The organism is Streptomyces sp. NPDC030820, from assembly GCF_055572075.1.
On the sequence record NZ_JBVIEB010000010.1, the window covers coordinates 13,746 to 24,363 of the forward strand.

The 10,618-nt window shown below is 72.4% G+C and carries 10 protein-coding genes; 6 read left to right on the top strand and 4 right to left on the bottom strand.

Annotated features, from left to right (window positions below):
* The first annotated feature begins 161 nt into the window (after positions 1–161).
* From thiE to ACZ418_RS26525, 3 genes are all read left to right on the top strand, one after another.
* Positions 162–809, top strand: coding sequence for a thiamine phosphate synthase (thiE, locus tag ACZ418_RS26515; RefSeq protein WP_468367481.1), 648 nt, complete (start codon positions 162–164; stop codon positions 807–809).
* Positions 810–910: 101 nt separating this feature from the next.
* A complete protein-coding gene (gene metF / locus ACZ418_RS26520; protein ID WP_468367486.1) occupies positions 911–1,834 on the top strand; it encodes a methylenetetrahydrofolate reductase [NAD(P)H] in 924 nt (307 codons plus the stop codon).
* A 56-nt stretch (positions 1,835–1,890) separates the two neighbouring features.
* On the top strand, positions 1,891–2,835 hold the full coding sequence (locus ACZ418_RS26525; protein WP_468367489.1) for an SCO2102 family sporulation regulator: 945 nt from the start codon (positions 1,891–1,893) through the stop codon (positions 2,833–2,835).
* A gap of 30 nt (positions 2,836–2,865) precedes the next feature.
* Here the strand turns inward: ACZ418_RS26525 and ACZ418_RS26530 are convergent, their stop codons facing one another.
* From ACZ418_RS26530 to ACZ418_RS26545, 4 genes are all read right to left on the bottom strand, one after another.
* Positions 2,866–4,377, bottom strand: coding sequence for a phytoene desaturase family protein (locus tag ACZ418_RS26530; protein ID WP_468367492.1), 1,512 nt, complete (start codon positions 4,375–4,377; stop codon positions 2,866–2,868).
* Positions 4,378–4,748: 371 nt separating this feature from the next.
* Positions 4,749–5,378 (bottom strand): TetR/AcrR family transcriptional regulator, encoded by a 630-nt coding sequence (locus ACZ418_RS26535; protein ID WP_468367495.1) that lies wholly within the window; start codon positions 5,376–5,378, stop codon positions 4,749–4,751.
* 47 nt (positions 5,379–5,425) lie between these two features.
* Entirely contained in the window at positions 5,426–7,510 is a 2,085-nt protein-coding gene (locus tag ACZ418_RS26540) for a YhgE/Pip family protein (RefSeq protein WP_468367498.1), read from the bottom strand.
* Positions 7,497–8,303 carry an ATP-binding cassette domain-containing protein gene (locus ACZ418_RS26545; protein ID WP_468368326.1) on the bottom strand — a complete coding sequence of 269 codons (807 nt, stop codon included), beginning with the start codon at positions 8,301–8,303 and terminating at the stop codon, positions 7,497–7,499. Before ACZ418_RS26545 ends, ACZ418_RS26540 begins: the two co-directional genes overlap by 14 nt.
* 175 nt (positions 8,304–8,478) lie before the next feature.
* Between ACZ418_RS26545 and ACZ418_RS26550 the strand changes: the two genes are divergently transcribed.
* The 3 genes from ACZ418_RS26550 (at position 8,479) to ACZ418_RS26560 (ending at position 10,597) form a co-directional block, all read left to right on the top strand.
* The gene (locus ACZ418_RS26550; protein WP_468367500.1) at positions 8,479–9,042 is read left to right on the top strand and encodes an SAV_6107 family HEPN domain-containing protein; all 564 of its coding nucleotides are present in this window, start codon (positions 8,479–8,481) and stop codon (positions 9,040–9,042) included.
* A 123-nt stretch (positions 9,043–9,165) separates the two neighbouring features.
* Entirely contained in the window at positions 9,166–9,936 is a 771-nt protein-coding gene (locus tag ACZ418_RS26555; protein WP_468367501.1) for a methyltransferase, read from the top strand.
* Positions 9,937–10,213: 277 nt separating this feature from the next.
* On the top strand, positions 10,214–10,597 hold the full coding sequence (locus ACZ418_RS26560) for a DUF3040 domain-containing protein (RefSeq protein ID WP_468367504.1): 384 nt from the start codon (positions 10,214–10,216) through the stop codon (positions 10,595–10,597).
* Positions 10,598–10,618: the final 21 nt, after the last annotated feature.

Sequence of the window (10,618 nt, forward strand, 5' to 3'; positions counted from 1 at the left end):
GAGGGGTGGGAGGAGAGGGGCGGGGGGGGGGGGGGTGATCCTCTCCCCTTGTCTCTTCTGGGAAGGGGGGGGGGGGGGGGGGGGGGGGGTCCCCCCCCCCCCCCCCCCCCCCCCACCACCCGCCGAAGCCGCCAGGGACACCGACCAGGGGGGACCCACGCATGTCCGACACCGCACGCGCCGCGCTCGCCGACGCCCGCCTGTACCTGTGCACGGACGCGCGCACGCGCCAGGGCGACCTTCCCGAGTTCCTGGACGCGGTCCTGGCCGGCGGTGTCGACATCGTGCAGCTGCGCGACAAGGGCATGGAGGCCGCCGAGGAGCTGGCGCACCTGGAGGTCTTCGCGGACGCCTGCGCCCGGCACGGCAAACTTCTCGCGGTGAACGACCGCGCGGACGTCGCCCACGCCGCCCGCGCCGATGTGCTGCACCTCGGCCAGGGCGACCTGCCGGTCCCCGCGGCCCGCGCCGTCCTCGGCGACGAGGTCCTGATCGGCCGCTCCACGCACGCCGAGTCCGAGGCCGCCGCGGCCGCCGTGCAGGAGGGCGTGGACTACTTCTGCACCGGACCCTGCTGGCCCACCCCCACCAAGCCCGGCCGCCACGCCCCCGGCCTGGACCTGGTCCGGTACACGGCCGGCCTGGGCACCGACCGCCCCTGGTTCGCGATCGGCGGGATCGACCTCGCCAACCTCGACCAGGTGCTGGACGCGGGTGCCCGCCGGGTGGTCGTGGTCCGCGCGATCACCGAGGCCGACGACCCGGGAGCGGCCGCGGCGGAGTTCGCGAAGCGGCTGCGGCAGCCCTAGCTGTCCAGGTTTCTGTCCAAGGGGTGGACAGGAAGGCGACAATTCGGGCAAATCTTTGTGGTTCGGTTGGGGGACCGCCCGCCCCTGGCTAACCTGCCGGTATGGCCCTCGGAACCCCCTCCACCAGGACTGATCGCGCACGCACCGTGCGCGACATGCTCGCCACCGGCAAGGCGACGTACTCGTTCGAGTTCTACGCGCCGAAGACCCCGCAGGGCGAGCGGAACCTGTGGAACGCGCTCAGAAGGGTCGAGGCCGTCGCCCCCGACTTCGTCTCCGTCACCTACGGCGCCGGCGGTTCCACGCGCACGACCACGGTCCGCGAGACGCAGCAGATCGTCGTGGACACGACGCTCACACCCGTCGCCCACCTCACCGCGGTCGACCACTCCATCGCCGAACTGCGGAACATCATCGGCCAGTATGCGGACGCCGGGATCCGTAACATGCTCGCCGTGCGGGGCGACCCGCCCGGCGACCCGATGGGCGAGTGGGTGCCGCACCCCCGGGGACTGACGTACGCGGCCGAACTCGTCCGGCTCATCAAGGAGTCGGGCGACTTCTGCGTGGGCGTCGCCGCCTTCCCGGAGATGCACCCCCGCTCCGCGGACTGGGACACCGACGTCGCCCACTTCGTGGACAAGTGCCGTGCGGGTGCGGACTACGCCATCACACAGATGTTCTTCCACCCGGAGTCGTATCTGCGGCTGCGTGACCGCGTGGTGGCCGCGGGCTGCGAGACCCCCATCATTCCCGAGGTCCTGCCGGTCACCAGCGTGAAGATGCTGCAACGGGTGCCCAAGCTCAGCACCGCCCTGTTCCCCGACGCCCTGAAAGAGCGGATCCTCACAGCGAAGGACGATCCGGCGGCGGTACGCTCCATCGGTATCGACTTCGCCACGGAATTCTGCGCTCGGCTGCTCGCCGAGGGAGTGCCCGGACTGCACTTCATCACGCTGAACAACTCCACGGCGACCCTGGAAATCTACGAGAACCTGGGCCTGCACCACCCCCCGCAGGCCTAGACCGGCCGCACCGCGATACGACACACTGCGTAGCGGTCACTGGGAGAGGGGCGTACATGGGCTGGACGGTCCTCTACATCGCGTTCGGCGTCGTCGCACTGTGGTTGCTGGGCGAGGTGCTGCTGCAGTACAAGGCGCGCCTGCGCTGGCGGCTGCTCGCGTTCGCCGGCTTCCTCGGCGTCGTGGTCGGCGTGCTGATGCCCTCCGTGATCGTGATCGGCGTCGGTGCCATCGCCTTCGCGGTCGGCCAGACCTATGTCACGCTGTCGTTCCGCCGCGGCTTCGCCGCCGGCTGGGCGGTCAAGCGCCCCGAGCCCGGGGACGAGCCCGAAGGCGGCAGCAAGCGCCGCCGCGGCAGGGCCGACCGGCACGACGCGGCACTGGACGGCCCCGACCCGGAGCAGGCCCTCGGCCCGGAGGACGACCGGGACGCCGACGGGGCCGGCTACGGCCAGGGGTACGGCGACTACGGCGACTACGACCGCGACGACGTCTTCACCCCGGCCGGGCCTCAGGCCACAGAGCCGACCGCGGCCGAGAGCACCGCCGTCTACGAGCCCCAGCCGCTGCCCGAGGACACCGGCTCCTACGGCGTCTACGGCGACACCGCCTACGCGGGGGCCGCCCAGCCCCAGCCCGGCGAGCAGCAGAACTACGCCTACGGCTACTCCGGCTACGGCCAGCAGGGGTACGGCTACGACACCGGCGGCCAGCAGGGCTACGCCAACTACTCCGACCCGTACATCGGCAGTCAGTCCTATGGCGGCGCCTCGTACGACACCGGCTACTCCGGGCAGTACGACCAGCAGGGCTACGCCCAGGCCCCCTACGGCGGCGGCTACGGCGAGACCACGGCCGGCGGGGTGTGGGTGCCGCAGCAGCGCACCGACGAGACCTACGGCGGCGAACTCCCGCCGGAGCAGCCGTACCCGTACCAGAACCAGGGGCACGGGTATGCCCAGCAGCCCGGTGCCGAGTACGACGAGCAGTACCGCTTCTAGGCCGTTCCGCTTCCGGGGCCCGGCCCCGGCTCACCGGGAGCCGCGGAACTCCGGGCCCTCCACGATCAGCCCCGCCACCAGCGCGCCCGACATGCCCGCGTGCGGCAGCCCGCCGCCGGGGTGTGACCAGCCGCCGACCCGGTACAGACCGGGCAGCCGCGTGGTGTTCGACGGGTGCAGGAAACGCCCCTGGCCGGCGGCCAGTGCGGGGGCCGGCACCGTGCCGAGGAAGGCACCCGTCTCGTCGTCGGTGTTGTCGGGTGTGCGCACCTCCTGCCACAGGACGCGCTCCCGCAGGCCCGGTATCGCGACCTCGGCGGCTTCGAGAAGATGCTCCGTGTACTGCCGGACCATGCCCTCCTCGTCCCAGTCGACGGCGCTCGGCACCACCGCGGACAGCACCACGGACTCGTGCCCGTCGTCGGGTCTGAGCGCGGGGTCGTCCGGGCGCAGCACGGTCACCGTGGGCGCCGGCGGCTGGTCCCCCTCCGGCGAGGCCAGGAAGTCCAGCTCGGACTCCGGGTCCGGCGCATGGACGACCGCGCGATGTGCGGCACCGGCCTCGCACCCGCCGCGCAGGGCCAGCAGCACCGCGAACCGCCCGGGACGGGGCATGAACGGATCGGCCCGCACATCCCCGTTCTCGTCCAGGGGACGGTCCGTCAGCGTCTTCAGCCACGCCGGGTCCACGTCCGCCACGACATGGTCCGCCTCGGCCACCGTGCCGTCTCTCAACTCCACGCCCGCGGCCCGGCCGTCCTTGACCAGGATGCGCAGGACCTCCGCGTCGAAGACGAACTCCACCCGCCGCTTCAGACACCGCTCGTACACCGCGCGCGCCAATTCCCGGATGCCGCCGCGCACGTACCAGGTGCCGAAGGCGTGCTCCATGTAGGGCAGGACGGCCGCGCTCGCCGGAGTGGTCCGCGGATCGAGGCCGTGGGCGAGCACGGAACTCTCCAGCAGGGCCGCGAGACGCTCGTCGCCCAGCTCCCAGGTGCCGATCTCGGAGAGCGTGCTCGCCCGCCGCGTGCGCAGCAGCCGCTTGTGCGGGACGGCCGGATACGGCTCCTTGTCGGCCAGCACCCGCCAGTTGGGCCACAGCGGCTCCTCCAGCAGCGGCCTGCGGGTGCGGTCCCAGGCCTCCCGGGCCCGCACCAGGAACTCGCCCCAGCGCTCGCCCGCGCCCCCGCCGAGCGCCTCGTCCAGGGCCGCGACCACACCCGCGCGCGAGGCGTTCGGCAGCGACACCTCGGTGCCGTCCGCGAAGAGGTGCCGTGACGACGGATCGACCTGGACCAGCTCGACGCAGTCCTCCATCGGCTCCTTGCCGGTCTTGACGAACAGATCGCGGTACACGGCGGGCAGCGTCAGCAGGCCCGGGCCGGTGTCGAAGCCGAACCCGTCCCGCTCGAAGCGGCGCACCGCACCGCCGTAGGTGTCCGTGCGCTCGTACACCACCACCCGGTGGCCCGCGACGGCCAGCCGGGCAGCGGCCGCCATCGCGCCCATCCCGGCGCCGATCACCGCAATCCGTGCCATGCCTGCGACTTTATCGACCGCCACTGACAATGCGGCCCGCGGGAGGCCGGGGCGCCCGGGACACGGCCCGGAAGCGTGGGCACGCGTGCGCAGTCCTGAGTACCCGTACTCAGGTCGCGAGATGAGTACGCGCGCGGATGGGCCGCGACCTGTGCGAACGGGAGAGTGGAGACACGGCAAGGGGGCGTGGCCCGGCACCGCCGACACGGGGCGGCGGAACGGCGCCCGCCACCCGGCCGCTCCTTCCGCCGATCCGTCGGCGGAAGCGAGCCGGGGGACCCGGGGACGACCGCCCACGGGGGACCACAGGGGGAGTACGGGGGAGTGGGAGGGCGCCGGTCCGGCAGCGGACCGGCGCCCTCCTCATGTGCTCAGCCCTTGCCGCTCACGCGTCCCTGGAGCAGCCGGGACAGGGCCGCGTGGACGTCGTCCAGGGACCGCTCCGGCTGGAAGGACTTCCAGTCCAGCGCGGCCACCAGGACCATGCCCACCAGCGCGGCCGCCGTCAGCTGGATGTCGATCTCGTCGCTGAACTCGCCGGCCGCCACACCCTCGCGCAGCACCCGCTCGACCACGGCGACGGCCTCCTGCCGGACCACCATCAGCGTGGACTGCCAGGCCCGGTTGGTGCGCCACAGCTCGGCCACGTACAGCTGGGTGAAGGCCGGATAGCGGTCGATGAAGACCAGGCCCGCGCGGATCATCGCGTCCAGCGCGTCCACCTTGCTGCCGCCCGCCCGCGCGGTCTGCTCGGCCGCCTCCTGCAGAGAGGCGGTGAGCAGGCCCACACCGTGCCGCAGCAGCTCCTCGAAGAGGACCGACTTGCTCGCGAAGTTGTAGTAGACCGTGCCCTTCGCGACCCCGGCCCGCTCCGCGATCTCGTCCACCGTGGTCGCGGAGAAGCCCTGCTCGGCGATGAGCGTGACGGCCGCCTCGTAGAGCTTCTGCCGGGTGGCCTCGCGACGCGTGCTGCCGCCGGACCTGGCGCTGCTGCTTTCCATGGCCCTGATTCTCACAGGTACGCGCGCGTGCGGGGCCTCCCCCCGGTTCACAGGCTCAGTTCCGGGTGCAGCCGGTCGAGCGTCCACACCTGGCGGCGCCGGGCCGCGAGGGCGGTCAGCGCGAGCGCGCCCGCGGTGAACGCGGCCAGCACACCGCACGCCTGCCAGACCGGGCCGAGCCCGCCGCCGGTGATCAGCCGGCGCAACGCCTCCACGATGTAGCTCATCGGCAGGAACGGGTGGATCGCGTTGAAGAAGCCCGGGCTGGTCTGCACCGGGTAGGTGCCGCCCGCCGAGGTCAGCTGGAGCATCAGCAGCGCCAGCACCAGGATCCGGCCGGCCGCGCCGAAGCGGGCGTTCAGCCACTGCACGATCGCCCCGAAGCAGGCCGTGACCAGGCACAGGAAGCCGATCGTGCCGGCCGCGCGGAACATCTGCAGACCGATCGCCCAGTGCAGTACGGCCATCAGCGCGGCCACCTGGAGCACACCGACGGCGACCACCGGCAGCCAGCCCGCGAGCGCGATCCGCCAGGCCGGCGAACCGGCCGCCAGGGCACGCCGGTTGAGCGGCGGGATCAGCATGTAGGCGACCATCGTGCCCACCCACAGGGACAGCGGGATGAAGTACGGGGCGAATCCGGTGCCGTAGTTGGGCGCCTTGTGCAGGTCGTGGGAGGCCAGCTGGACCGGGTCGGCCATCACGCCGGTGCGCCGGTCGCGGTCCTTCTTGTCGTAGTCCGGGATCTTCCTGGCGCCGTCGTGCAGTCCGCCGGCGAGCTTCCCGGAACCGTCGGAGAGCTTGTAGAGGCCGCCGTTCAGGGTCTGGGCGCCCGACGCGGCCGTGCCGATGCCCTGGTCCAGCGTGGTCGCGCCGGTCTGTGCGGTACCGAGCCCGGCGTGCAGCTTCTTGGCACCGTCGGCGACCTGCCGAGCGCCGGCGTTCAGTTGGTCGATCTTCTCGACGGCGTCGTCGACGTCCTCGTACAGGTGCGGTGCGCGCTTCTCGAGGGCCGTGGCCTGGTTCTGGAGGGTGCCGAGGTTGTCCCGCATCGTCTTCAGGTCGCCGTCCTGGTCCGCGATCAGCGTGTTGAGGTCGTCGGCGACGGTGGCCACCTCGGCTGCGGCCTTCTTGGCGCGCTTCAGCTGGGGGCAGTACGGATCGGGGATGGTCGCGGTCTCGCAGCGCGCCCTGTAGATCTCGTCCAGGATGGCCGAGTTCGTGTGGGCGGTCTGCGCGGCGCCCGGGGCGAGCTTCACCAGGACGTCGAGATTGTCCTTGACGGTCCTGGCCGAGTCGGCGACCAGCCGGGCGGTGTCCCCGATGGTCTTCTCGTTGTCCTTGAGGTAGGGACCGGCCTTGCCGTAGACGCCATTGACCTTGTCGGCGAGGGCCTGCGTGCCGTCGGCGACCCGGCGGGAGCCGTCCTGGAGGTCGCCGGCGCCCGTGTTCAGCTTCTTCAGGCCCTCGGCCAGCTTGCCGCTGCCGCTCTTGGCGTCCTTCAGCCCGTCGGCGAGGTCCTTGGAGCCCTTCTCCGCCTTTCCGATACCGGTGTTCAGCCGGTCGGCGCCCTCCGCGGCCGTGACGGTCTTGTCGTGGATGCCGGAGAACGAGACGAAGATCCGGTCCAGGTAGGTGCGGGAGGCCTTGGCGGAGGCGGCCGAGCGGACCTCGTGGAACACGGTCCGGGAGATCTGGCCGACGATGTAGTTGTTGGCGTCGTTGGAGCGCACCTGGAGGGCGCCGGTCTCGGGGGAGTTGCCCGAGCTGGAGGCGATCCGCCGGCTGAAGTCGGCCGGCACGGTCAGCGACAGGTAGTACGTGCCGTTCTCGACGCCCTCGCGGGCCGCCTTGTCGCTCACCTCGTGCCACTCGAAGGTACGGCTGTCGCGCAGCCCGGCCACGATGTCGTCACCGGCGGCGATCTGCTTCCCGCCCGCGGATGCGCCCTTGTCGTCGTTCACCAGGGCCACCGGAATGCGGTCCAGCCGGCCGTACGGGTCCCAGAAGGACCACAGGTACAGGGCGCCGTAGAGCAGCGGCAGCACGAGCAGCGCGACCAGGGCGGCACGCGGCAGCCGCCCGCGCCCGAAGCGCCTGAGTTCGAGCGCGGCCAGCCTAGGCGAGCGCATCGACGTCCTCCTTCGGGTCGCTCTTCCCGGCGCTCTCGCCGTCGGTCTCGTCGCTCGTGCCGGACTCGGCTCCGGCCTTCTTCGCGTCGCCCGTGCCGGTCTTGGCGCCGGTGGCCTTCGGCCCCGTCGGTACGACGACGCAGTCGCCGGGGGCCGTGCGGCAGACGACCGCCACCGTCGTCCCCGCGCGCGTGAGCGAGCGCAGCAGCTCCCACAGTTCGCCGCGCTCGGCGTCCGAGAGCTTGGTGTCGATGTCGTCGATGCCGAGCAGTCCGGGCCGGCCGAGCAGCGCCAGGGCGATGGACAGGCGCAGTTCCTGCGGCCGCTCCAGGTCGCGCACGGCCGTCCGGGAGCCCTTGGGCAGCGTTTCCAGGTCGAGTCCGGCGGCGGCCAGGGCCGCGTCGACGCGCAGCCGTGCCTCGTGCACGCGCTGGGTGCGCGGGCGCAGCAGTTCGCGCAGCGAGTCGCCGAAGCGGCTTTGCAGCAGGGCCCGTTCGCGCAGATGCTCGCCGACGGTCAGGGCCGGCTCCGGATCGGTCATCCCGGCCACGTTGGCCACCGCGCTGACGCGGCGCAGCCGGGCCATGTGCCGGGGGAGCCGGAACCCGCCGACGGTGGCCGTTCCCTCGGTGGTCCTCATCCGTCCCGTGAGCGCGAGCAGCAGACATGTGCGCCCGGAGCCGGACGGTCCCTCGATCGCGATGAGTGAGCCGGGCTCCGCGTCGAGGGTGACGCCCCGGAAGGCCCACCCCCGAGGCCCCTTGAGCCCGAGGCCCTCCGCCCTGACGTGCATGCCGTCCACAAGCCCCCCTGTGGCTCGGTGATTTTTGAACTGACTGGTCAGTGCAAAAATACGCCCGAACCTACGATCGAAGCAAAACCCCAGGTCAGAACGGATTGTCAGTGCCATACCGCACGATGGGCACATACGGCACCCGTGCCGTCACCCAGACGACAGGAGGTTCGTCATGGCCAACCCCTCCGCAGCCGCCGCCCGCCGGCGCCGCGCCACCGGCCCTGCCCCCTCACTGACCGGCCCGGCGAGCGATGTGCACCCCGTGCTCCGCCGGGCCACGGCCCCGCCCGCCGCCCTTGACCTGCTCGCTCAGGCCCGGGCCGCACTGGACGAGTCCACCGTCCTGGAAACGCCGAACGAGCGCTATGCGACGGCCCACCTCGCCGCCCTGCGCACCGCCGCCGCCGTGCTCGCCGCCCGCGGCCGCCCCGAGACCTCCCCGCGCCGCCGCGCCCGGATCCGCAGCGCCTGGGAAGTGCTGCCCGAGATCGCCCCCGAACTGACCGAGTGGAGCGCGCTGTTCGCCTCCGGCGCCGCCCGCCGGGCCCGTGCCGAGGCCGGCATCCAGGGCGCCGCGAGCCGCCGCGACGCCGACGACCTGATACGGGACGTGGCGATGTTCCTGCGCATCGTCGAGCGGATGCTCGTCCTCCAGCCGGTCCTGCCCCAACCCCGCCAGGACCCCGGGGAACCGGACGGCCCGAGAGCGCGCGGTGAGCTTCCGGACGCGGGCTGACCACCGGAAGTCCGGCGTTCGAGACGTGCCCGGTCGTATCCGTCCGCGGTGACCGGTAGGGCGGCGGAGGCAATAGGGTGGAGTCGCCTGAAGCGATCCAGCCCTGCCGAGGAGTCAACTGCCGTGTCGGACCCGAGCCGCCCCCGCGCCTCCCTGCGTACCGCCGTGGTCTGGGAGGTCCTTCAGGACGCCCTCGACCGCCGGGTCAAGGCCACGGGACGGGAGTCGCTGGACGTCCTCGACACCGGAGGCGGCAGCGGCCACTTCGCCGTGCCCGTCGCCCGGCTCGGCCACCGCGTCACCGTCGTCGACCCCAGCCCGAACGCGCTGTTCGCGCTGGAGCGCCGGGCCGCCGAGGCCGGTGTCGCCGACCGGGTCAGGGGCGTCCAGGGCGATGCGCACGGCCTCTTCGACGTGGTCGAGCGCGGTGGTTACGACGCCGTGCTGTGCCATGGCGTCCTGGAGTACGTGGACGACCCGGCCGAGGGCATCCGCAACGCCGTCGCCGCGCTGCGCTCCGAGGGCGTGCTCAGCCTGCTCGCCGCCGGTCTCGGCGGCGCCGTGCTCGCCCGCGCCCTCGCCGGCCACTTCACGGAGGCCCGGCAGGCGCTGCAGGACCCCGAGGGCCGCTGGGGTGCCGGCGACCCGATGCCGCGCCGGTTCACCGCCGAGCAGCTCATCGCGCTGGTCGAGGGCGCGGGTCTGACGGTCGGCGCCGTGCACGGCGTGCGGGTCTTCGCCGACCTGGTCCCCGGCGTGCTCGTGGACACCGAGCCCGGCGCCCTGGACGCGCTCCTCAAGCTGGAGGCCGCCGCGGCCGAGCTGCCGGCGTTCCACTCCGTCGCCACCCAGCTGCACGTGCTCGGTGAGACGCCGGGTGCCGCCGAGGCCTGAGCGGACCGCCGTGACCCGCCGCTGATCAGGGCCTTGGCAGCGGATGGAGTACGCCACAAGACCCCCGATCGAGGGGTTTGCGCCGTATGATCGAGGTACACCGCCCGGCATGACGGGTCGGCCGCCGGGGAATGGAAGCCTCAGCGAGCCGGGACGGCCATGACGGACTCCGGTTGGCCAATTGGCGTAGAGGGGCGGGTTTCACGGGGGCGATTCCCTGCCTATCCTGAAGGGACCCCCCGGGTCGCCCCGGCGACTGCACGATGAGGAGGACTCCGTGCCGCTCTCGGAGCACGAGCAGCGCATGCTCGAGCAAATGGAGCGAGCGCTGTACGCCGAAGATCCCAAGTTCGCGTCGGCGCTTGAGGGAAGCGGGCTGCGTACGTACACCCGGCGGCGGGTCTACCAGGCGGTCGCAGGCTTCCTCGTGGGAATCGCGCTCCTCATGGCCGGAATGGTCGCGCAGCTGATCTGGGTCAGCGTGGTGGGTTTCCTCGTCATGCTGGGCTGTGCCGTACTCGCCGTCACCGGCTGGCGCAAGACCCCGAAGCCGGGCGAACAGCCCGCGGGTGCCGCTCGTCGCCAGGTGCGGCCGAAGCGCTCCATGATGGACCGCATCGAAGAGCGCTGGCAGCGCCGCCGGGACGAACACGGCCATTAGCCGGCGACGGTCCTCCCGGAG

Coding starts and splice junctions, on each gene's coding strand:
- ACZ418_RS26535 (WP_468367495.1), bottom strand. CDS start 5,378: ATGGAAAGCAGCAGCGCCAGGTCCGGCGGCAGCACGCGTCGCGAGGCC.
- ACZ418_RS26530 (WP_468367492.1), bottom strand. CDS start 4,377: ATGGCACGGATTGCGGTGATCGGCGCCGGGATGGGCGCGATGGCGGCC.
- thiE (WP_468367481.1), top strand. CDS start 162: ATGTCCGACACCGCACGCGCCGCGCTCGCCGACGCCCGCCTGTACCTG.
- ACZ418_RS26525 (WP_468367489.1), top strand. CDS start 1,891: ATGGGCTGGACGGTCCTCTACATCGCGTTCGGCGTCGTCGCACTGTGG.
- ACZ418_RS26545 (WP_468368326.1), bottom strand. CDS start 8,303: ATGCACGTCAGGGCGGAGGGCCTCGGGCTCAAGGGGCCTCGGGGGTGG.
- ACZ418_RS26540 (WP_468367498.1), bottom strand. CDS start 7,510: ATGCGCTCGCCTAGGCTGGCCGCGCTCGAACTCAGGCGCTTCGGGCGC.
- ACZ418_RS26550 (WP_468367500.1), top strand. CDS start 8,479: ATGGCCAACCCCTCCGCAGCCGCCGCCCGCCGGCGCCGCGCCACCGGC.
- metF (WP_468367486.1), top strand. CDS start 911: ATGGCCCTCGGAACCCCCTCCACCAGGACTGATCGCGCACGCACCGTG.